The organism is Dactylosporangium sp. NPDC000521, assembly GCF_042898305.1.
In the GTDB taxonomy this organism is placed as follows: domain Bacteria; phylum Actinomycetota; class Actinomycetes; order Mycobacteriales; family Micromonosporaceae; genus Dactylosporangium.
Window position 1 is genome coordinate 242,721 of record NZ_JBIAYW010000010.1, and the last position, 21,747, is coordinate 264,467.

At 70.7% G+C, this 21,747-nt stretch carries 21 protein-coding genes; 8 read left to right on the top strand and 13 right to left on the bottom strand.

Annotated features, from left to right (window positions below; all coding sequences use genetic code 11):
* Positions 1-35: 35 nt before the first annotated feature.
* From ACFY3L_RS31365 to ACFY3L_RS31385, 5 genes are all read right to left on the bottom strand, one after another.
* Positions 36-848: a LytR/AlgR family response regulator transcription factor gene (locus ACFY3L_RS31365; RefSeq protein ID WP_389332018.1), complete on the bottom strand. Its 813-nt coding sequence runs from the start codon at positions 846-848 to the stop codon at positions 36-38.
* A 67-nt stretch (positions 849-915) separates the two neighbouring features.
* Positions 916-2,103, bottom strand: a complete 1,188-nt coding sequence (locus ACFY3L_RS31370) for a sensor histidine kinase (protein WP_389332021.1) — start codon at positions 2,101-2,103, stop codon at positions 916-918.
* Between the two features lie 475 nt (positions 2,104-2,578).
* A complete protein-coding gene (locus ACFY3L_RS31375) occupies positions 2,579-4,090 on the bottom strand; it encodes a sugar transferase (RefSeq protein WP_389332024.1) in 1,512 nt (503 codons plus the stop codon).
* Between the two features lie 198 nt (positions 4,091-4,288).
* Positions 4,289-5,707: a DUF2142 domain-containing protein gene (locus tag ACFY3L_RS31380; RefSeq protein ID WP_389332027.1), complete on the bottom strand. Its 1,419-nt coding sequence runs from the start codon at positions 5,705-5,707 to the stop codon at positions 4,289-4,291.
* Positions 5,708-5,711: 4 nt separating this feature from the next.
* On the bottom strand, positions 5,712-6,572 hold the full coding sequence (locus ACFY3L_RS31385) for an Fpg/Nei family DNA glycosylase (protein WP_389332030.1): 861 nt from the start codon (positions 6,570-6,572) through the stop codon (positions 5,712-5,714).
* A 34-nt stretch (positions 6,573-6,606) separates the two neighbouring features.
* Between ACFY3L_RS31385 and ACFY3L_RS31390 the strand changes: the two genes are divergently transcribed.
* Positions 6,607-7,758 carry a glycosyltransferase family 4 protein gene (locus ACFY3L_RS31390; protein ID WP_389332033.1) on the top strand — a complete coding sequence of 384 codons (1,152 nt, stop codon included), beginning with the start codon at positions 6,607-6,609 and terminating at the stop codon, positions 7,756-7,758.
* 7 nt (positions 7,759-7,765) lie between these two features.
* Positions 7,766-9,115 (top strand): hypothetical protein, encoded by a 1,350-nt coding sequence (locus ACFY3L_RS31395; RefSeq protein WP_389332036.1) that lies wholly within the window; start codon positions 7,766-7,768, stop codon positions 9,113-9,115.
* Here the strand turns inward: ACFY3L_RS31395 and ACFY3L_RS31400 are convergent.
* The 4 genes from ACFY3L_RS31400 to ACFY3L_RS31415 form a co-directional block, all read right to left on the bottom strand.
* Positions 9,081-9,866: a hypothetical protein gene (locus ACFY3L_RS31400; RefSeq protein ID WP_389332039.1), complete on the bottom strand. Its 786-nt coding sequence runs from the start codon at positions 9,864-9,866 to the stop codon at positions 9,081-9,083. The two genes, ACFY3L_RS31395 and ACFY3L_RS31400, sit on opposite strands and share 35 nt — an antisense overlap.
* 5 nt (positions 9,867-9,871) lie before the next feature.
* Positions 9,872-10,369 carry a SigE family RNA polymerase sigma factor gene (locus ACFY3L_RS31405; RefSeq protein WP_389332042.1) on the bottom strand — a complete coding sequence of 166 codons (498 nt, stop codon included), beginning with the start codon at positions 10,367-10,369 and terminating at the stop codon, positions 9,872-9,874.
* 34 nt (positions 10,370-10,403) lie between these two features.
* Positions 10,404-11,714 (bottom strand): hypothetical protein, encoded by a 1,311-nt coding sequence (locus ACFY3L_RS31410; protein WP_389332045.1) that lies wholly within the window; start codon positions 11,712-11,714, stop codon positions 10,404-10,406.
* A gap of 116 nt (positions 11,715-11,830) precedes the next feature.
* Positions 11,831-13,267 carry a GuaB1 family IMP dehydrogenase-related protein gene (locus ACFY3L_RS31415; RefSeq protein WP_389332048.1) on the bottom strand — a complete coding sequence of 479 codons (1,437 nt, stop codon included), beginning with the start codon at positions 13,265-13,267 and terminating at the stop codon, positions 11,831-11,833.
* A gap of 166 nt (positions 13,268-13,433) precedes the next feature.
* On the opposite strand from ACFY3L_RS31415, the gene ACFY3L_RS31420 reads away from it, so the two are divergent.
* Positions 13,434-13,826 (top strand): cyclic nucleotide-binding/CBS domain-containing protein, encoded by a 393-nt coding sequence (locus tag ACFY3L_RS31420; RefSeq protein ID WP_389332051.1) that lies wholly within the window; start codon positions 13,434-13,436, stop codon positions 13,824-13,826.
* Between the two features lie 54 nt (positions 13,827-13,880).
* Here ACFY3L_RS31420 and ACFY3L_RS31425 read toward each other — a convergent pair whose 3' ends face one another.
* Both ACFY3L_RS31425 and ACFY3L_RS31430 read right to left on the bottom strand, forming a co-directional pair.
* A complete protein-coding gene (locus ACFY3L_RS31425; protein ID WP_389332055.1) occupies positions 13,881-14,321 on the bottom strand; it encodes a MarR family winged helix-turn-helix transcriptional regulator in 441 nt (146 codons plus the stop codon).
* Between the two features lie 779 nt (positions 14,322-15,100).
* On the bottom strand, positions 15,101-15,604 hold the full coding sequence (locus ACFY3L_RS31430) for a Uma2 family endonuclease (protein ID WP_389332058.1): 504 nt from the start codon (positions 15,602-15,604) through the stop codon (positions 15,101-15,103).
* A gap of 99 nt (positions 15,605-15,703) precedes the next feature.
* Between ACFY3L_RS31430 and ACFY3L_RS31435 the strand changes: the two genes are divergently transcribed.
* Together ACFY3L_RS31435 and ACFY3L_RS31440 are read left to right on the top strand one after the other, a co-directional pair.
* Positions 15,704-16,795, top strand: a complete 1,092-nt coding sequence (locus ACFY3L_RS31435; RefSeq protein WP_389332061.1) for a PLP-dependent aminotransferase family protein — start codon at positions 15,704-15,706, stop codon at positions 16,793-16,795.
* 276 nt (positions 16,796-17,071) lie between these two features.
* Positions 17,072-18,211, top strand: a complete 1,140-nt coding sequence (locus ACFY3L_RS31440) for a magnesium and cobalt transport protein CorA (protein WP_389332064.1) — start codon at positions 17,072-17,074, stop codon at positions 18,209-18,211.
* Positions 18,212-18,274: 63 nt separating this feature from the next.
* On the opposite strand, the gene ACFY3L_RS31445 is transcribed toward ACFY3L_RS31440, so the two are convergent.
* Positions 18,275-19,030, bottom strand: a complete 756-nt coding sequence (locus tag ACFY3L_RS31445; protein ID WP_389332067.1) for a hypothetical protein — start codon at positions 19,028-19,030, stop codon at positions 18,275-18,277.
* A 44-nt stretch (positions 19,031-19,074) separates the two neighbouring features.
* On the opposite strand from ACFY3L_RS31445, the gene ACFY3L_RS31450 reads away from it, so the two are divergent.
* Complete coding sequence (locus tag ACFY3L_RS31450) at positions 19,075-19,614, top strand: peptidylprolyl isomerase (RefSeq protein ID WP_344500856.1); 540 nt, start codon at positions 19,075-19,077, stop codon at positions 19,612-19,614.
* A 23-nt stretch (positions 19,615-19,637) separates the two neighbouring features.
* Positions 19,638-20,603, top strand: a complete 966-nt coding sequence (locus ACFY3L_RS31455) for a rhomboid family intramembrane serine protease (protein ID WP_389332071.1) — start codon at positions 19,638-19,640, stop codon at positions 20,601-20,603.
* Here the strand turns inward: ACFY3L_RS31455 and ACFY3L_RS31460 are convergent.
* Positions 20,600-21,214, bottom strand: a complete 615-nt coding sequence (locus tag ACFY3L_RS31460) for a TetR/AcrR family transcriptional regulator (RefSeq protein WP_389332074.1) — start codon at positions 21,212-21,214, stop codon at positions 20,600-20,602. The genes ACFY3L_RS31455 and ACFY3L_RS31460 overlap by 4 nt on opposite strands.
* Before the next feature lie 74 nt (positions 21,215-21,288).
* On the opposite strand from ACFY3L_RS31460, the gene ACFY3L_RS31465 reads away from it, so the two are divergent.
* Positions 21,289-21,744, top strand: coding sequence for an SCP2 sterol-binding domain-containing protein (locus tag ACFY3L_RS31465; protein WP_389332077.1), 456 nt, complete (start codon positions 21,289-21,291; stop codon positions 21,742-21,744).
* Positions 21,745-21,747 lie beyond the last annotated feature (3 nt).

Here is a 21,747-nt window from a genome sequence, read left to right on the forward strand (position 1 = left end):
GGTGCGTGATGTGTGGAAGTCGTGAAGACCTCCCCTCAAGACCAGGACTTCGCCGCGCGGACCAGTCTGTCCTTCAGCTCTCTCGTGTGCCGACGGCTGACGGGCAGCTCGTGGTCGTCGATGACCACCACGTATCCGGTGTTGGTCATCCGCAGCTCGGTGATGAGCTTCAGCTGCACCAGGAAGGAGCGGTGCACCCGTACGAAACCCGCATCCGCCCAACGCTCCGCGAGGGTCGCCAGAGACACCCGCACCAGGTGGGACGCGTCGGCGGTGTGGAGGCGCGCGTAGTCACCCTGCGCCTCCACCCAGCGCACCGACGAGCGGGGCAGCATCCTCGTCGTGCCGGCGAGCTCAACCGGAATGGTCGGATCGTCCTGGCGGTCGCGGCGGCCGGCGACCGACGGGTGCGTCGGGACGAGCCGAGCGGCCAGGACCCGGCGCAGCGACTCCGCGATCCGGTCGGCGCGGACCGGTTTGCGCACGTAGTCGGCGACACCCAGGTCGAACGCCTCGGCGGCGCGGTCGTCGTACGCGGTCACGAACACCACCGCGGGCGGCTTGGCGAACCGGCCGAGGACCCGGGCCAGCTCCATGCCGTCGAGTCCGGGCATGCGGATGTCGAGGAAGACGGCGTCGACGTCGATGTCCCGCAGGACCCGCAGCGCCTCGGTCGCGTCGCCGGCCGTGTGGAGCCGGCCGACGCGAGGGTCGGCGCGCAGCAGGTACGCGAGCTCGTCGAGCGCGGGCACCTCGTCGTCGACGGCGAGGACGCGCAGAAACCCGGTCTGCTGCTGGTGCTCGTGCACGACCTGGCCGGTGACGCTCCTGCCCGCGCTCGAACTCATCGGCTGCTCCGCGCTCCGGTTCATTGGCTGCTCCGCACTCCGATTCATTAGCTGCTCCGCATGCCGGTCATTGGCTGCTCCGCACGCCGGGGTGGAACTTCGGGACCCGCATGCTGACCTTCGTGCCCGCGCCGGGGGCCGTCTCGACCACGACGCCGAACCCGTCACCGAAGACCGACCGTAGCCGCTCATCGACGTTGCGCAACCCGACGTGCTGCCCGGCGTCGGTGGTGTCGTCGGCGCTGAGCAGCGCGGCAGGCTCCATCCCCACCCCGTCGTCCTCCACGGTGATGTGACATTCCGCGCCCGCGTCCCGCGCCACGATGCTGATCGTGCCCATCCCGGGCTTCCGCGACAACCCGTGCCGCACCGCGTTCTCGACCAGCGGCTGCAGGCACAGGAACGGCAGCGTCACGGGCAGGACCTCCGGTGCGATCTGCAGCCGCACCTGCAGCCGCTCACCGAACCGCGCCCGCTCGATCGTCAGGTAGCGGTCGATGGACCGCAACTCCTCGGCCAGCGTGGTGAACTCCCCGTGCGCCCGGAACGAGTACCGCGTGAACTCCGCGAACTCGAGAATCAGCTCCCGTGCCAGCTCAGGGTCGGTCCGGACGAAGCTCGCAATGGCCGTCAGCGCGTTGTAGATGAAGTGCGGGCTGATCTGCGCCCGCAGCGCCCGCACCTCGGCCCGGGCCAGCCGCGCCCGCGAGGTGTCGAGTTCGGCGAGCGCCAGCTGCGTCCCCACCCAGCGCGCGGTCTCCGCCGTGGCCTGCACGAGCCCCGGCGCCGGCGGCCCGTCCGACAGCGCGACGAGCGCCCCCTCCCGCTGCGCGAGGGGGACGACGACGGCCCCGCGGACCGGGCAGTCGACGAGGTCGCACGGCAGCTCGTCGCTGCCGAGCACGGTGGACCGTCCGGCCGTGACCGCCTTCGCCCCGGCCGCCGCCACCTGCTCCCGGTGGTGCTCCCCCGCCCCGTCGAACGCCAAGACCCGCGCCGCGTCGGTGACCGCGATCCCGGCCGCCCCGGTGAGCGTCCGCAGGTGCCGGACCGCCTTGCCCGCCGCGACGTCGGTCAGCCCGTTGCGCAGCGGCTCGGCCGCGAGCGCCGCGATGTGCAGCACGTCGTAGGTCGCCCGCTGCGCCGCCGTCGCGATCGCCCGCCGCGACCGCAGCCGGACAACGGCCCACACCGCCACGCCGAGCGCCACCGCCAGCCCGACGACCGCGATCCCAGCGGCCAGGTTCCCACCCACGCGCCCATCCTGAACCACCCTCGCGGCCCACAACAGACCAGCGGTCCGCGAAGGCGGGGCCAGGGTCGGCCCGTCCTGGACCATTCAAGCCACCCCAGGGTCGGCCCGTTCTGGACCACCCAAGCGACCCGGGCAAGGACAAGTCGTCCGACCCGGGCAAGGACAGGTCGTCCATCCCGGACCACCGGAGCGACCCCGGCACAGACTCGACCATCCAAGCGACCCGGGCTGGGCCACCCAAACGACCCGGGCTGGGGTCACCCAAGCGGCCGGGGGCAGACCAGTGGTCCACGAACGTCCAGGTCGCGCCACCGGTCCACAAAGGTCAGTGCGGTCCACGAAGGCAGGTCGCGCGGGTCTGAAAGTCCAACCCGTCAGCCCCGTCGAGGCGGCGCGAATTCATCTCCGACGTTACACCACCCGAAAAAATCAGCCCGTTTTGTGGGTATTTTTGCGAGCACGCACGGTAACGGGGTCAGTAGGCGCCCTTGCGGAAGACGACGACGCCGATGGTGCGCCAGAGGGTGTGCAGGTCCAGGACGAGGGACCAGTTGTCGACGTAGTAGAGGTCGAGGCGGACCGCGTCGTCCCAGGAGAGGTCGCTGCGGCCGCTGACCTGCCACAGGCCGGTGATGCCGGGGCGGACGAGGAGGCGGCGGCGCACGTCGCCGAGGAAGTCGCCGTCGTCGGCGGGGAGGGGGCGGGGGCCGACGAGCGACATCTCGCCGGCGAGGACGTTGAGGATCTGCGGGAGCTCGTCGATCGAGGTGGCGCGCAGCCACTTGCCGACCTTGAAGACCCGCGGGTCGTTCTTCATCTTGAAGAGCAGGCCGTCGCTCTCGTTGTGCTCGTCGAGGGTCGCCTGGCGCTCCTCGGCGTCGACGTACATGGTCCGCAGCTTCCAGACCTTGAACATCTTGCCTTCGCGGCCGATGCGGGGCTGGCGGAAGAAGATCGGACCGGGGTCGGAGAGCTTGATGGCGATGGCGACGATCGGGAAGAACGGCAGGACGATCAGCAGGGCGACGAGGGCGAGGACCCGGTCGATGACGTTCTTGAAGAGCCAGCCGATGCCGGAGAGCTTGGGCTCCTCGACGTAGAGCAGCGGGATGCCCTCGATCGGCCGGATGTGGACGCGCGGGCCGGCGATGTCGGTGAGCTGCGGGGCGACGGCGAGGTCGATGCCGGTGCCTTCCAGCTGCCAGGCGAGGCGCCGCAGCTCGACGGGCTCCGCGCTGGCGGAGCCGCAGACGGCGATCGTGTCGGCGTTCAGCTCGCGGACCAGGGAGAGGATGTCGCGGCCGGCGTGCACGGGCACCGGGGTGACGGTGCTCGGCCGCGGCGCGTAGCCCTCGGTGAGGTGGATGCCGACGGGGACGAGGCCGGCGGCCGGGTCGCGGGCGATCGCCTGGTGGACCTCGAGCGCCTCCTGGAGCGTGCCGATGAGCAGCAGCCGGTGGGTCGCGAGGTTGAACTTGGTCCGGACGTACTGCAGGGCACGCCTGGCGAAGTAGCGCAGGACGAGCACGTAGAGCAGGCCGCCGACGAGCGCGGCGCCGACCGAGGTCCGGGAGACCGCCTGCTTGGTCGCGAACGCGGCGAAGGCGACGATCGCGACGACGGTCCAGGAGGCGCGCACGACGCGCTTGAACTCGTCGGTGCCGGTGCCGAGGTAGCGGCGGTCGTAGGCGCCGTGGCCCCAGAGGACGAGCAGCCAGACGGCGGGCAGGACCCCGAACGTGATCGAGGTCCACAGGCCGGGGTTCTGCTCGAAGATCTCGTTGGTCTTGGTGTCGAGGAAGGTCCTGGCCGTGACGCTGGCCATGACGCAGGCGAGGGTGTCGAGCAGCAGGAGGATCGCCGCATAGGGGCGGTGCCAGCGGGAGACCCGCCGGGCGCGCTGCCAGCCGGAGCGGGGCACGCCATTGGGTCCGAGCGGGGTGAGCGCGTGTTCGGGAAGGATCTCGAAGCTGTCAAGCTCACCCAAGGTAGTTCTCCGGCTCGGCGGGGTGGCCGGACGTTGGAGACTAGCGGTCACCTGAGTGTGTCCTCTCGCACCACGATCCGGGGATCAGGGCGCTCAACTGCTCGACCGGGTGGGTTGTGGTCGCCGACGCAAGAACACCCGATCGCACGCGAGAAGTGTCCCATGTTGATTCGGGCGACTGACGACGACCGGCCGAGACTAGTTGCTCAACGTGTTGGCTGTCGAGTGCAGTGGCGTGGGCCGGACAGAACTCCGCGTGACAATCACCGCGAGTAGCGCACCACCTACCAAACACGCCAGAAGGGGCACAACGCTGCCGACCGGCGGCTGCCAGGTTCCACCGAACGGGTTCAGCCGTTCGTTGATTCCGTGCTGGAAGCGGGTCATGACGCGGGCCAGCGCGTACAGGTGGAGCGGGACCGTGACGGCGACCATCCCCGGCACGAGCCAGCGAGAGGGCGGCCACGTTGCGTAACGGTCGGTGGACCCGGCGAGGAGGACCGCGCCGACGGCGAGCGGCATGACGTAGCGGCCGTGGGCGAAGTGGCCGACCTTCGGGGCGAAGTAGAGCTCCAGGGCGATGAGCAGTGCGGCGGACGCCAGCACCACGGCGATGATGCCGATGCGCAGCCGGCCGGGCCCGAACCAGAGGGCGGGCCCGACCACAGCGAGGATCAGCAGGTACCAGAGCCCGATCATGCCGAGGGAGACGGTGGTCTCGCCGTAGCCGAACTGGCCGACGATCTGGCGGATCCAGAACTCGGCGCGGTTGTCGGCGATGTCGCGCAGGATCGCCCCGCTGGTCGTGGCCGCGATCGGCCGTCCGGGGTCGACGGCGTCGCCCCGCGACGCGACCAGTGTCCAGAAGACCGCGAACGCCAGGCCGCCGGCGGCCGGCAGCCAGAATGCCCGCGACCGGACCCAGGTCTTCGTCACGAACAGCGACACCGCCAGTACCGACGCCGCGAAGAACGGACCGAGATCCCTGGTCGTCAGCAGCAGCGCCACGGCGACCCCCGCCGCGGGCCAGTGTTTGCGCAGCACGGCGACGTAGAGCAGGACGGCGGCGCTGATCTCCAGGCCGTTGGGGTTGAGCGCGCCGGCGAGGTTCATCAGCATCGGGGTCGCGGCGAGCACGACCGCGGCCCGCAGCAGCGCCGTGCCGGCGAGGGTGAACGCCGAAGCGAGCAGCACGGCCGACAGCAAGGCGGACAGCAGCCGCGCCCAGATCAGCCCGGCGTTCGTCGGCGAGATCCGCAGTGGCAGGCCGACCAGGGCGTAGTAGACCGGGCTGTAGCGGGCGGCGGCGCTGGGCTGCAGCACCACAGACTCATCATCGGTGAACGAGAGGCAGGACGCCGGCCGGTACGACGGCTTGTCGATCCACGTGCAGTCCGCGGAGGACGGCAGCAGGCTGCGCGGGCCGGTGAACGCGTTGGTCTCGATGCCGCTGGCGTCCAGGGCCCGGTCGTGCGGCAGCCACTGGCCGGTCCACACGGCCCAGGCCCTGACGAGGTGCTGCTTCTCGTCGTAGGTGCCGTTGGACGGCAGCGCGAGCGCCCATGCCGCGCCGAGGAGGAAGAAGCCGACGAACGCGATCAGGAAGGCACGGCGCACCGGGTCAGCGTACGAGCTTCGACAGCCGCCGGTCGGCCAAGGGTTTGCCGTTTGTCTGGCAGGTGGGGCAGTACTGCAGCGACGTGTCGGCGAAGGAGACCTCGCGGACGGTGTCGCCGCAGACGGGGCAGGGCAGGCCGGTGCGGGCGTGCACGGCGAGGCCGGAGCGCTTCTCGGACTTCAGCGTCGCGGCCTTCTGCCCGACCGAGCGGGAGACGGCGTCGGTCAGCACGGTGCGGGTGGCGGCGTGCAATGTGGCCATCGTGTCGTCGGTGATGCGGTTGGTCAGCGCGAACGGGGACATCCTGGCGGCGTGCAGGATCTCGTCCGAATACGCGTTGCCGACGCCGGCGATCACGGTCTGGTCGGTGAGGACGCCCTTGATCTGGCCTTTGCGGCTGCGGATCGCGGCGGCGAACTCGTCGGTGGTGACCGCGAGGACGTCGGGGCCGAGCCGGGCGATGCCGGGCACCAGCCGGGGGTCGGTGACGAAGTAGGCGGCGAGGCTCTTCTTCGTGCCGGCCTCGGTGAGGTCGAAGCCGGAGTCGTCGTCGAGCCGCACCCGGACCGCGATCGGGCCGGAGCCCGGCTTGAGCGGGGTCTTGGCGTTGAACGACTCGCGGTAGTGCAGCCAGCCGGCGCGGGCCAGGTGGGTGACGAGGTGCAGGCCGTCGCCGACGTGGATGTCGAGGAACTTGCCGTGCCGGGACGCGCCGGTCAGCGGCAGGCCGGCCGCGGCGGTGATCGGCGGGTCGAAGGTCTTCAACGCGCTCAGCGAAGGGACTTCGATGCGGTCGATGGTGTGGCCGGCGGCGCGCTCGCGGAGGAATGCGGCGAGCGCTTCGACCTCGGGAAGCTCGGGCACTCGTACAGTCTGCCTCAGTTAGTCTTTTCCCGTCATGAAGGTCGTTGTCGCGCACAATCGCTACGCGTCCGGCGCACCGTCCGGTGAGAACGTCATCGTCGATGCCGAGATCGCGCAACTGTCCACGGCCGGTGTGTCGGTGCTGCCGTTCCTGCGCAGCTCCGACGAGATCGGCACGTTCTCCACGGCGCGCAAGGTGCTGCTGCCGCTGTCACCGATCCGTAACGGTGACTCGCAGCGCGCCCTGGAAAAGCTGATAAAAGCGGAAAAGCCCGACGTGTTGCATCTGCACAACGCCTATCCGCTCTTGTCGCCGTGGGTGGTCCGGACGGCGCATGCGGCAGGTGTACCGGTGGTGCACACCGTCCACAACTATCGCCAGGTCTGCGCGCCGGGACTCTATTTCCGCGACGGGCACATCTGCACCGAGTGCCGGGGCAAGGCGTTCGCGCTGCCGGCGATCCGGCACTCGTGCTACCGGGACTCGAAGGCGCAGTCGGCGGTGATGGCGACGACGCTCGCCGTGCACCGCGGCACGTGGCGCGGGGTGGACCGGTTCGTCGCGCTCACCGACCGGATCGCCGCGCACCTGCAGGACTTCGGCGTCCCGGCGGAGCGGATCACCGTGAAGCCGAACGGCATCCCGGACACGGGAGCGGCCTCCGGTCGCGGTGAGGGTTTCCTGTACGCGGCGCGGCTGACCCCCGAGAAGGGCCTTCTGCTGCTGCTGGACGCGTGGCGGCGGCACCCGGACGGGGCGCTGGGGCCGCTGCGGATCATCGGCGACGGCCCGCTGCGCCCGCTGGCCGAGGCGGCCGCGGCGGAACGATCGGACATCTCGTATCTGGGGGTCCTGCCGAACGCCGAGGTGCGGGCGCAGATCAACGCCGCGGCGTGCGTGATCGCGGCCTCCACGTGGCATGACGTGCTGCCCACGATCGTGCTGGAGGCGCTGTGCGCCGGCCGGCCGGTCCTGGTCACGGACCGCGGCGGGCTGCCGTTCCTCGCCGGCGACGCCGGTTGGGTCGTCGAGCCCGATCCCGCCTCGCTCGCCACCGGGCTGGTCGTGGCGCGCGCGGGCGCCGCGGCCCTGGCGCCGGTGGCGCGGCAGCGCTTCGAGGAGCACTTCTCCCCCGGCGTGCTCATCCAGCGGCTGATCGACGTCTACCGCAGCGTCGTGCGGTGACCGTCCGGTGAGCCGGCGGGCCGGCTGGACCGTCGCCGGGATCATGGCCATCGGCCTCATCGCCGGCTCGGTCGAGCTGGTCGTCGACGACAGCTACCGCGACGCCGCGCTGGCGCTGGTCGCCGGGCTGATCGCGGGGGCGGTCGGGGCGCTCACCGTGTCGCTGGTGCCGGGCTCGGACCTCCGGGGGCTGGTCCTCGGTGCGGTGTTCGCCGTGCAGGGGGTGCTGAGCTGGACGTACACCAACACCGGCGCCGTCGTGTGGGGTCTGCTGTTGCTGTCCGGCCTGCTGCTGCTCTTCTGGTTCCGGCCCGTCTCGCTCCTTGCCGTGCGGTCCGGCGCGGCGTGGCTCGGCGTGTCGTACCTGATCATCGGCGCGCTCGGGGCGGCGCTGGTGCTCAAGCCGGAGATCGCGCTGCAGCGCATCCTGTACGCCGGCTATTTCGGGCTTGTCGTGCTTGCGGTGTTCGCGTTCCGCGGGTCGTTCGCGCGGCTCACGCTCGGGATCGCCGTCGCGTTCCTCGGCACGGTCGCGGTGCTGCTGGCGGCCGGCTCGGGCAACCTGTTCACGTCGCCGCACGTCGTGCCGGACACGCCGTGGGGGCGCGGCTTCGAGTACCGGTTCTGGGGCGCGTCCTGGCTGCTGGACCACCCCAACGCGATGGCGTGCATCGCCGTGCTCGCCGCGATCCGCATCGGCACCGACACCGGCCTCGCCGCCTGGCAGCGCGCCGGATCGGTCGCGACGGCCGCCCTGGTCCTGTGCACCAGCGACTCCCGCACCGGCTTCCTGCTCATGGCGGTCTCGACGCTGGTGTTCATCTGGTACAGCCGGCGCCACGCCCTCGTCCCCGCCGCGGCGCTCGGGCTCGTCCTGCTGCTCAACGGCCCGTCGTTCCTGGTCAAGGAGCGGTACGGCGACGACGCCGGGGTCAGCAGCGGCCGGGTCGAGACGTGGCGGCAGGTCGGGGCCGACTGGCGGCACGACAGCCGCACCGAGCAACTGCTCGGCAACACCCGCGACGCCCGGGCCACCGTGTACCGGGCCAGCAGCGGCGCCGACATCAAGCTCACCGTCGACAACGCGCCGATCGCGGCGCTGCGCAAGGCCGGCGTGGCCGGCGTGGCCGCCTTCCTCGCCGGCCTCGGCCTGCTGCTGTGGAACGTGTGGCGGCGCCGCCGGGACGCCGCCCCGTGGCTGGTGGTGCTGCTCCCGGGCGCACTGTTCACGATGATCACGAACGAGTGGCTGATCGGCGGCACCGGCGGCACACTGTGGCTGCTGCTGCTCGCCGGGGAGGCCGCCCTGCTGCTCCGCCCGGTCAGTCCACCCAGCGCGCCGGCTTCTGGACCGTGACCGTCTTGCCGTAGCCGGCGAACTCGACGGTGACCGCGGCGACCAGCACCCGGCCCGCCACCCCGTAGAACGGCGTGCTGTAGGTGACCTTCCTGACCTTGCCGTCCACGACGGTCGCCTCACCCGAGGTCGACGCGTCGCGGATGGTGAAGCGGTAGACGCCCGGGGACGCCTCGGCGACCGTGCCGATCTTCGACAGGTTCTGCAGCAGCTGCGCGGGGTCGCCGGAGACGGGGAACGGGTCGTCGCCGAGGCCGCTGAACGTGAGCGAGTCGTGCCGCCCGTCGTTCTGGAACTTCCAGTTGCCCTTGCCGTCGCCGATGAACCGCTGGCCGTCGACGAGGCGCTGCTCGCTGCCGTCGCCGTAGTGCAGCACGCCGGTGGTGGCGGCCGGGTCGAACTCGCCCTCGGCGGTGCGGGTCTCGGGGCCGGCCACCATCGTGATCGTGAACGCGTAGCTGGTCGACCCGCTGGCGGCGACCGCGGCGGCCAGCCTGATCTGCGGCGTCCCCTGCCGCGCGCTCTCCTGCGCGGTCACGGCCGGGCCTCCCGCCGGCGACTGCTGGAGCGCGACGGCGCCGGCGGCGACCCCGAGGACGGCGGCGGCGGTGACACCGGCCAGGGTCGCGGTGCGGCGCCGGCGCGCGCGGCGGCGGCCACGCTCCAGCAGCAGCCGGGTCGGCGCGGGCGAGCCGGGCTCGCGGTCCACCAGGTCGTGCAACTGATCCGAAAGGTGCTGGTCGATAGGCATGAGCGTCACCTGTTCTGCTCGAAGATCGGTGCGCGCAGGGCGGCTCGCAGCTTGGCGAGCGCCCGCGCGTTCTGGCTCTTGACCGTGCCGACGGAGCAGCCGAGGATGGCCGCGATCTCCGTCTCGGGCAGGTCCTCGTAGTGGCGCAGGACGACGACCGCGCGCTGCCGGGGCGCCAGCGCCCGCAGGGCCTGGCGGAGCAGGTCGGTGTCGGGGTGCCGGTCGGCGGAGCGGTCGGCGGCGTCGGGCGGGTCGGCGACGAGCCGCTCGCGGCGCAGCCGACGCCACAGCGACACGTTGTTGTTGACGAGCATGCGCCGCAGGTATGCGTGCGGGTCGTCGGCGCGGGCCAGCCGCCGCCACCGTTCGTAGATCCTGACCAGGCAGTCCTGGAGCAGGTCCTCGCCGCGGTGCCGGTCGCCGGTCAGCAGGATGGCCAGCCGCAGGTGCCGCTGCCAGGCGACCTCCGCGAAGGCCACGTAGGTGGCGTCGGTGTCTTCCACGGCCCTTGCACGTCCGGCGGGCCCGAAAGGTTGCTCAGGCCTTCTGGGTCGCGTCCAGGCGCGGCGCCGGCGAGGGCGCCGGCGGGCCGACGGACTTCAGCGCGTACCCGTACAGGACGACCATGCAGATGAGTCCGGTGGTGGAGCCGGTGAGCAGCCCCCACGCCGCGCCCTGCAGGCCCTGGCTGGCGCCGACGGACAGCCCGGTCAGCGACACGGTCGCGAAGACGACGTACTGCACGAACAGCATCCTGGCGCGGTGCATGCCGCGCATCGCGGCGGTGAACGGCACCTGGAGCAGGTACACGGCGCCCTGCAACGCGATCGGCAGTGCGAGCGGCGCGGCCTCGGCGAACTTGTCCGTCGCTGTCAGTACCCACGACACCAACGGCCACACGATGACGACCATCAACGTGCCGAGCACCGCGAACGCGAGCGCGAGCTGCCTGGTCTGGCGGCGCAGGGTGGCGGCGGCCTCGGCCCCCTCGGCGCCGGGCTTCGCGGCGTCGGCGGCGGCGCGGGACGCCCGCGGCACCAGCAGCCCCTGGATCGCCGCCACCAGGTTCTGTACCGGCTGCAGCTGCACGGTCTGCACGAAGCGCAGGTTGCCGAGCTCGATCTTGGACAGCTTGCCGGCGACGAGGAAGCTGATCGAAAGGACCTGCACCTGGGCGACGATCGCGGTGGCGGTGAACCAGCCGGACAGGTGCCGGGTCTCGGCGAGCCACGCCTTCGGATTGCCGCGCCACGGCAGGGTACGCCCGCGCAGCAGGTAGACGGTGGCGCCGGCGGTCGCGCCGATCCCCCATGCGGCGAGGAACCCGCCCGGGCTCTCGTTGCCCGTCAGGATCATCAGGACGATCACGACGCCCTGGGTGCCGGCCCACACGAGGTCGATGCCGAGCGCCTTGTCGGGCCGGCGGTCGGCGAGGTAGTCGCAGCGGGCCGTGTCGTGCAGCATCAGCGGCACCATGAACGGCACCAGCCAGATGAGCTCGTCGAGGTCGATGTTGCCGTCGTGCGGCCAGGCGAGCCACAGCACGGTGAAGACGATCATCGTGGTCACGCCGGAGCAGAGCGCGGTCGTCAGCCCGTTGCGGATGAGCCGCCCCCGGTGCTCACCGTCGAACCGCGACGCGAGGGCGAGCAGCACGTCGCCGACGAAGGCCCGGTTGAGGTACATCGAGAAGTAGCCGACGCTCAGCGCGAGCGCCAGCGCGCCGAACTGATCCTTGGGCAGCAGGATGCCGCCGAGCAGCGTGTTCGCCGCGTTGGCGGTCGCGATGACGACCTGGTCGAGCAGGCCCGCACCGACGAAACGGGACGCGACGCGTAACGCCTGCATACGGCGGCTGCGTGAGGGCGGTTGGTCGGTCACCCTCGACGGCCATGGTCGCGAACGAGCTTCACGACACGCACCATACGTGACCTGTGGGTGACGAGACTATCCCGTTGGCTCCATCACCAACTGACATCCAGAGGTTTTCCTTCCGCGTACCCGGCGGCGCTCTGTACGCCCACAGTGGAACGCTCCGCGAACTCCTCCAGGTTGCTCGCCCCGGCGTAGGTGCAGGCGCTGCGGACGCCGGCGACGATCGCGTCGAGGATGTCCTCCACGCCCGGACGGCGCGGGTCGAGATACATCCGCGACGATGAGATCCCCTCTTCGAACAAGGCCTTGCGGGCGCGCTCGTACACGCTGTCGTCGGCGGTCCGGCGGCTCACCGCGCGCGCCGACGCCATGCCGAAGTTCTCCTTGTAGAGCCGGCCGCTCGGGTCGCGCCGCGGGTCGCCCGGCGACTCGTGGGTGCCGGCCAGCCAGGAGCCGATCATCACGTTGGACGCCCCCGCGGCGAGCGCCAGCGCCACGTCGCGCGGGTGACGCACGCCACCGTCGGCCCACACGTGCCGCTTCCGCTTCCTCGCCTCCGCCGCGCACTCGAGCACCGCGGAGAACTGCGGCCGGCCCACCCCGGTCATCATCCTCGTGGTGCACATCGCGCCGGGTCCGACGCCGACCTTGACGATGTCGGCACCCGCCTCGATGAGATCCGCGACCCCGTCCCTGGTCACGACGTTGCCGGCAACCACCGGCACGCCCGGGTCCAGCGCCCTGACGGCCCGCAGCGTGGAGATCATCCGCTCCTGGTGACCGTGCGCCGTGTCGACGACGAGCACGTCCACGCCGGCGGCGAGCAGCTTGTCGGCCCGTCCGGCCGCGTCGCCCGTGATGCCGATCGCGGCGCCGATGCGGAGCCGCTGGTTCGCGTCGACGGCCGGCTGGTACAGCGTGGCGCGCAGCGCGGCGTTCCTCGTCAGAATCCCGACAAGCCGGCCGTTGGCGTCGACGACCGGGGCGAGCTTGTGATGCCCGGCGGTCAGCTGCACGAACGCGTCCTCAGGGCTGATGTCCTCCGGCAGCGTCTGCAGGTTGCGCGACATCACGCTCTGCAGCTGGCTGAACCGGTCGACGTCGTGGCAGTCGCTCTCGGTCACCACGCCCACCGGCCGGCCGTCCTGCACGACGATCACCGCGCCGTGCGCCCGCTTCGGCAGCAGGTCCAGCGCCAGCGACACCGTCTCCGTCGGCCCCAGCGTGATCGGCGTGTCGTGCACCAGGTGCCGCTGCTTCACCCACGACACCGCCTCCGCGACCACATCGATCGGGATGTCCTGCGGGATGATCGCCAGGCTCCCCCGCCGCGCGACGGTCTCCGCCATCCGCCGCCCCGCGACAGCGGTCATGTTCGCCACCACGATCGGGATCGTCGTGCCGCTGCCGTCCTGCGAGTTCAGGTCGACCGCCATGCGTGACTCGACGGCGCTGCGGCTCGGCACCATGAACACGTCGTCATACGTCAGGTCGTAGCCCGGCTGCAGATCGTTGAGAAAGCGCACGTCTCGGAACTCTAACGCGCGTTCCGGCGCGGTATCGGGCCTTCTCGCGCTGCTTCTCGCGTCGGGCTCCTCTTCTCACCACCTCCGCGAGGGTGGTCAACCCTTGAGCGCGCCCCCTTGAGCAGGGAGAATTGCGTGAAGTGCCGGTTGCGAGGAGTGATGCCTGATGCAGGTCCACGAGGCAATGTCCACCGCCGTCGTCCAGCTCGGCCCTGACCACACGCTCCGCCAGGCCGCCCAGCTGATGTCCCGCCACCACGTCGGCTCCGCCATCGTCCTCGACCCCGACGGCGCGGGCGTCGGCATCATCACCGAACGCGACATCCTCAAAGCCCTCGGCGCCGGCCTCGACCCCGACGTCGAACGCACCGCCGAGCACATCACCTGGGAAGTCGTCTACGCGAGCCCCAGCTGGACCCTCGAAGAGGCCGCCTCCGCCATGGTCCGCGGCGGCTTCCGCCACCTCGTCGTCCTCGACAACGACGACGTCCTGGGCGTCATCTCGGTCCGCGACATCCTCCGCGTCTGGGTCCACCAGAACTCCCCCGTAGCCGCCTGACCACTGTTGATCCCGAACCTTCTTGGTAGCCCTGGCTACCGGAATCGCACGGGATCATGAGACGGTCACCGTCTCGTTGAGCTCGATGAGGGCGTCGACGTGCTCGGGGCCGAGCGCGTCGAAGAACCAGCGCCGCACGTGCTCGACGTGGCGGGGCGCGGCGGCGGTGATCGCGTCCCAGCCGGCCTCGGTGAGCACGACGAACGCGCCGCGGGGGTCGTCGGCGCACGGCTCGCGGGCGACCAGCCCGCGGGCGGTCATCCGGGTTATCTGGTGCGTGAGGCGGGTCTTCTCCCAGTCGGCGGCGACGCGGAGCTGGAAGACGCGCAACCGCCCGCCGAGCGCCTCGGAGAGGCTGACGAGCACCGCGTAGTCGGCGCTGGACAGCCCCGTCTCCTGCTGCGGCTGGCGGGCGACGCGATCCCTGACCGCGTCGACGGCAGCAGCAGCCCAGCGGCCGCCCCGAAATCCGCGGGCCGCCACCAACCGGGACATGCGGCCCCGAGACATGCGGACCGCAATCGGCGCGAGGCGTGGGACTACGGCCAGCCTGAGACGTGCGGCCCCAGAACATGCGGACCGCAGCCGGCGCAGGCAGCTTGCGGGGCCGAGTGACCAGGGCCGGCAGGGTCAACAGCACCACAGACCGCCCGACATGCCGGCCGCCGCACCCGGCCGAGCACACCACATCAAACTCGCGGCACCCGAAGCCAGCAGCAGCCCCACGGCCGACCCAAAATCTGCAGGCCGCCACCAACCCCAAACACGCGGCCCCGGAACACGCGGACCGCAGCCGACCCGAGACACGCGGACCGCAGCCGGCGCAGGCCATACGGATCGCAGCACGCTCGCTGGGCCGAGTGACCAGAGCCGGCAGGAGGTCAACAGCACCACAGACCGCCCGACATGCCAGCCGCCGCACCCGGCCGAGCACACCACATCAAACTCACGGCACCCGAAGCCAGCAGCAGCCCAACGGCCGACCCAAAATCTGCTGACCGCCACCAACCGGGACATGCGGCCCCGAGACATGCGGACTGCAATCGGCGCGAGGCGTGGGACTACGGCCAGCCCGAGACGTGCGGCTCCGGGACATGCGGCCCCGGGACATGCGGACCGCGACCGGACCGGACCGGACCGGACCGCGGCAGGCACGCGGCAGGCACGCGGGCCGGGAGGCGTCGGTCCGGTCGGTGATGGTGCGGGTGACCGGCGCGCCTCCGCCTACGCCGACGAGCTGCGCGCCCTCGCCGCCGGCCTGGGTCGGCGAGGGGTCAGCGGATCAGGGATGTGTCGATGGTCATGGGGAACGGGACGGTGGTGGTGAACGGGGTGGTGGGCGTCGCGGTGGTGGTGGTCTCGTAGCCGTCGGGGTGAGGGCTGGGCATCGGGGTGGTGTGGACGGTCAGGGTCTGGTTGCGGGCGTCGAGGATCCAGTACTGCGGGATGCCCGCGGCGCCGTAGTCGTGGCGGCGCAGGACCAGGCCGGGCAGGGGGTTGCTGAGGGACAGCACCTCGACGGCGATCAGGACGTCGGTGGCGGAGACCACGTCGCCGTCGTCGTCGGTGGCTTCGGGGCGGGTGACCAGCAGGTCGGGAACGTAGATGCGACCATCGCCACAGTCGACGCCGAGGCCGACGGCCAGGACGGCGAAGTCGGGCGGGCAGGCCTTGCGCAGCAGCATCTCGAGGCGGTGGGTCGCGCGGCGGTGGGAGACCGCCGGCGGCAGCGTGAGCAGGGACTGAGCCGAGTCAGCCAGAACACCAACCATCGTCATGCCCCCATGCTGCCACTGGGGTACGACATATTTTTTCCACCAGGTGGCGCGCGCGGAACTCGGCTGAGGGGCACCGGCAGGCTCTCGTAGGCTGGCGGCATGCAGCTCATCTCTTTTGCCCGTGGCGCACCCAGTCTCGACATCATCGACATCGACGGGCTGAAGGCCGCTGCGGTGCGGGCCTTTGAGGCCGACCCGGCCGGCATCACCGCCTATGGCACGTCGGTCGGCTACCTTCCGCTGCGGTCGTGGATCGCGGACAGGCACGGCGTCGACGCGGAGCAGGTCATTGTGACCAACGGCTCGCTGCAGGCCGACGCGCTGCTCTTCGAGCACCTGGTGAAGCCGGGTGACGCGGTGATCGTGGAGAAGCCCACGTATGACCGGACCCTGCTCAACCTGCGCAACCTGGGCGCCACGGTGCACCAGGTGACGGTCGACGCCGACGGCATCGACACGGACGAGCTGCGCGCGTTGCTCGAAAGTGGGGTGCGCCCGACGCTGGCGCACATCATCCCGAACTTCCAGAACCCCGCCGGGGTCACCCTGAGCGCGGAAAGAAGGGCGACGCTCGTCGCGCTCGCGCAGGAGTTCGGCTTCACGATCTTCGAGGACGACCCGTACGCGGACATCCGCTGGCGCGGCGAGAAGCTGCCCACGATGCTGTCGCAGGACACGACCGGGGTGGTCGTGCACGCGAGCTCGTTCACCAAGACGATCGCGCCCGGACTGCGGGTCGGTTACCTGGTCGGGCCGAAGGCGACGATCGCGGCGATCGCGAAGCGGGCCACCAACCTGTACATCTCCCCGAGCATGGTCGCCGAAGCGATCACGCACCAGTTCTGCGTCAGCGGGGACATCGAGCGGTCGATCGCCAAGGTGTCGGCGACGCTGGGCGAGCGGGCCCGCCTGCTGGCCGAGGGGCTGCGCAAGCACGTGCCGGACGCGACGTTCGTGGAGCCCGACGGCGGCTACTTCCTGTGGGTGGAGCTGCCCGAGGACGTCGACACGACGGAGCTGGAGACCGTGGCGGCCCGGGACTTCGGGGTGGCCGTGGTCAAGGGCAGCGACTTCCTGCTGGAAGGCGGGAAGCACTCGGTGCGGCTGGCGTTCTCGGCGGTACTGACGGACCAGGTCGACGAGGGTGTGAGCCGCCTGGCGGCAGCGATCGAGGCCGTCCGCAAGGGCTGAGTAACAGCTGAAACAAAGCGACACCAAACCGTGATGGCGGGGTGGGTTCCGCAGGCGGCTCCGGATGGCCCAAAATCCAGCCCGGCGCGCTTTGCTGAATCGCGCTGCAGACATCACCCCCCGCCCCCCAACGGCACCGGGTGGGTCGACCGCGCCCCCACCCCCCACCTGCGGTCGACTCACCCGGTGCCTACTTCGGCGCGACGACGCCGCGCGGGAACACCGCGCGGACCAACGCGCGAGACCAACGCGAGAACAACCAGGGCGGAGGTCGCGATGACCGACGAGCAGCTGGCCGGCTCCCTGTCCAGGGCACTGGCCCGGCCGGTCCGGGCGATGTCACGCATGCTGAGCCCCGCCACACCGGTCGCGGCGGCGACCGAGCCACCGACCACGGTGAGCTCGATCGTCGACTGTGCGCTGTATGTGGATGGTGTACGGCAACCCGGCAGCTGGCATTACGCGGAGGCGCTCGCGGCCGCCCAGCGGCACCGGCACGGGTTCGTCTGGGTCGGGCTGAAGGAGCCCGGCGCGCAGGAGATGGCCGCCATCGCGGAGACGTTCCAGCTGCACGAGCTGGCCGTCGAGGACGCCGTGACCTCCTCGCAGCGGCCGAAGGTCGAGCGGTACGGCGACATGACGTTCATGACGATGCGCACCGCGCGGTACGTCGAGCACGCCGAACTGACCGAGAGCAGCGAGGTCGTGGAGACCGGCGACGTGCTGATGTTCATCGGTGAGCACTTCATCATCACCGTCCGGCACGGCGACGCGTGCCGGCTGACGCCGGTGCGCGCGGACCTGGAGCGGCGCCGGGAGGTGCTGGGGCGCGGGCCGTGGGCGGTCGCGTACGCCGTCGCGGACACCATCGTCGACGTGATGGTCGAGGTCGTCGCGGCCATCGAGGAGGACGTCGCGCTCATCGAGGACCAGGTGTTCAGCCCGGCGAAGCGGAGCAAGGGCAAGACCGGCACCGATCGGATTCAGCGGGTGTACCAGCTGAAGCGCGAGCTGATGGAGTTCAAGCGGGCGGTCCTGCCGCTGCAGCGCCCGCTGGCCGGGGTGGTCAGCGGCCAGCTCGCCGAGGTCCCCGAGGAGATCCGCCGCTACTTCCGCGACGTCAACGACCACCTGGTGCGCACGGTCGAGCAGGTGCTCTACCTCGACGACGTGATCAACTCGGTGCTGCAGGCGCGGCTGGCGCAGGTGAGCGTCGACCAGAACAACGACATGCGCAAGATCGCCGCCTGGGCCGCCATCGCTGCCGTGTGGACATCGGTCGCCGGCGTGTACGGCATGAACTTCGACTTCATGCCGGAGACGAAATGGGTCTTCGGCTACCCGGGTGTCATGACGCTGATGGTCGTCGCCTCGGCCCTGCTCTACCGCGCGTTCCGCAAGTCCGGTTGGTTGTAAGAAGCAGCGAAACGCGGACGGGCCGTCCCCCGTGGCTGGGGAGGGCCCGTCCGCGCGTCCACGTCAGGACCTGCTGTTCTTCGACGCCGCCTGCGGCATCGGGTGCTTCTCGTACTCGCCGCTGCCCGCGGGGCCCGTGTTGGTGCCCTTGCTGCCGATCAGGTCCGAGGCGCGGTCCTTGGCCGCCTCGCCCATCGTCTTGGCCTTGTCGATCCCCGCATCCATCGTGGACTTCGCCGAGTCGAGCATCGAGCCGGTGTCGCTGGTGGTCCGGGTCGCGCCGTACTCGTCCCAGGCCTGGTTGACCCGGCGACGCCGCATCAGGGCGGTGGCGGCACCGACTGCCGCACCCGCCATCAGCAGGCCACCGATGGTCATCGGCCAGCGGCGGCTGTTGCGGCGCTCCTTCTTCATCATCTTCTTCTTCCCCTTGCGCCCCATCTTCTCGGCCTGCTTGCTCGCCTGGAGCGAACGGTCGCGGGCGATGACGAGGACCGTGCCCGCGGTGGTGCCGGCCTTGGCGAGCCCCGGCTTCACCGCCTTACGGGCGCTTTCGACGCGCGGCGCCAAGGCACCCGAAGCGCCATCGGCTGCGTGCGCCGCGGCCATCCGCAGGTGGCCCAGGCTTTCACCGAGCTCCTCCTGCATGAGACGACGGTGCGTCTTGACCTCACGACGTCCAAACACTTGCTCCACCTCCATGGCCGCGAAACCTCGTCCTCCCCGGGTTACCCAGGCAGAACATTCCGAACCGGTCCGCTGTTGGCCATCCTGCCGCGTGCGGAGGGCCCGCACACCCGGATCCGCCAGAATCCGCATCCGATACCGTGATGACGGAATGTCACCAAAGAAAGGGAGAACTGGTGGCCGAGCAACTGTTCGCGACGCTGCACACCAACGTCGGCGCCATCCGGCTGGAGCTGTTCCCCAACCACGCCCCGAAGACGGTTCGCAACTTCGTGGAGCTCGCCGAGGGCAGCAAGGAATACACCGACCCGCGCACGGGTGAGCCCGGCAAGGGCCCGTATTACAACGGCGTCATCTTCCACCGCGTGATCGACGGCTTCATGATCCAGGGTGGTGACCCGACGGGCACCGGCACCGGCGGCCCGGGCTACAACTTCAACGACGAGATCCACCCCGAACTGCACTTCAACCGGCCGTTCCTGCTGGCCATGGCCAACGCGGGCATCCGCTTCGGCCAGGGCACCAACGGCTCGCAGTTCTTCATCACCCTCGGCCCGACGCCGCACCTCAACGGCAAGCACACGATCTTCGGCGAGGTCGTCGACGACGACTCGAAGAAGGTCGTGCAGCAGATCGGCAGCACGCAGACCGGCCAGATGGACCGGCCCCGCCAGGACATCGTGATCGAGCGGGTGGACATCGAACGGGTCTCATAGGAGGCCTGGCTAATCTTGTCTGCATGACTCAGCCGCCGGCGAACGTGGTCCCTCACTGCTACCGGCACCCAGACCGCGAGACGTATGTCCGGTGCACCCGCTGCGACCGGCCGATCTGCCCGAATTGCATGAACGAGGCGTCGGTCGGTTTCCAGTGCCCGGAGTGCGTCCGCGAGGGTGCCAGGACGCAGCGTCCCGCCCGGACCGCGTTCGGCGGCGGCACGGAAGGTGCCGCCGGCGCGGTCACGATCACGCTGATCGTCATCAACGTGCTGGTGTTCCTCGCCGGTGTGATCAGCTCCGGCAGCACCCAGTCGGTCGCGGGCGGCGGCATGGGCGGGCTGTTCGGTGACGGCACGCCGCTGCACGAGTGGGGCTCGCTGGTCACCTACAACTCGAGGCAGATCAGCGCCACCGAGGCGCAGATCATCCCCGGCGGGCTGATCGACGGCGACTACTACCGCCTCTTCACCTCGATGTTCCTGCACTACGGCGTCTTCCACCTGCTGATGAACATGTGGGCGCTGTGGGTGCTGGGCCGCCCGCTGGAGGCGATGCTCGGCCGCGTCCGGTTCGCCGCGCTGTACCTGGTGGCGGGCTTCGGCGGCAGCGTCGCGGTCTACCTGTTCTCCAACCCGCTGGCACAGACCGCGGGTGCGTCGGGTGCGATCTTCGGGCTGTTCGCCGCGCTGATCATCGTGCTGCGCAAGATGCGGCGCAGCGTCGCCGGGATCGTGCCGGTGCTGGTGCTCAACCTGGTCCTGACGTTCAGCATCGACGGCATCTCGATCGCCGGGCACCTCGGTGGCCTGGTGGCCGGAGCGGCCGCGGCCGCCGGGCTGGCCTACGCGCCGCGGCAGCACCGCACCATGATCCAGTCGACGGCCCTGGTCGCCGTCGTGCTGGTGCTGGCGGTCCTGACCGTGGTGCACACCGCCGGACTGGTGCCCACCGGCGACTACGTCAACCAGCTGAACAGCGGCAACTAGGCGCGCCAGACGCGCCCCTGCAGGAGCGAGTCGGCCCCGACCCAGACGAAGTTCATCATGCGCGTCGCGGTGTGGTCGGGGTCCTCCTCCTCGTGGTCGGCGAGCCAGTCGGCGAGGGACTCGGCGGCGCCGACGTAGGCGTAGGCCATCGCGGTGAAGTCGCCCGGGCGGCCCGGCACCTCCGCGGCCGTGGCGGCGCTCTCCAGCAGCCCGGCGACGACCTCGACGATCCTCGCCCGCATCCCGGCGAGCTCGCCCGCGAAGTGCGGCTCGCTGCGGGCCTGCCGGTAGAGCACCCGCCAGCCGTCGCGGTGCGCCCCGACGAAGGTGAAGAACGCCCGCAACCCGTGCCACAGCTGCTCGTCGGGCCGGGCGGCGGGCAGTACACCTGCCGCGACCGCCTCCATGAGACGGGTCGCCTCCCGGTGCAGGCACGCGACGAACAGCTCGTCCTTGGTGCCGAGGTACGCGTAGACCATCGGCTTGGAGATGCCGGCGACCTCCGCGATCTCGTCCATCGACGCGGCGTGGAAGCCACGGTTGGAGAAGACCTGCACCGCGGCGTCGAGCATCTGCTGCTCACGCACCACCCGCGGAAGTCGTTTCAGCATCTTGTCACCTTACCTACTCGTGCGTAAGGTTACGCATCAGTAGCTTATTCAAAAGACCGAAGGGGCACACCGACATGGCCGACCTCGACGCCCTGGGCGACTTCAACTCCGTCGACCCGAAGCAGTTCGCGCAGCTGGTGAAGGGCGCCTCCGACGCGCAGCTCGGCGAGCTCATGGCGGGCCCGCAGCGCAAGGCGATCCTCGACACCATCTTCTCCCGCTTCCCGGAGCTGTTCCGCGCCGACCGGGCCGGCTCGACCAACGCGATCATCCACTGGACGATCACCGGCGCGCCGGACGGCGGCGCCGAAACCTACGAGCTGGTCATCGCCAACGGCACCTGCGTGCTCTCGCCGAGCCCCGACCAGGACCCGAAGCTCGCGATCACCGTCGGCCCGGTCGACTTCCTCAAGGTCGTCTCCGGCGCCGGCAACCCCATGATGATGTTCATGACCGGCAAGCTCAAGGCCAAGGGCGACCTGGGCCTGGCCGCCAACATCGCGAACCTGTTCGACATCCCGAAGGCCTGAGGC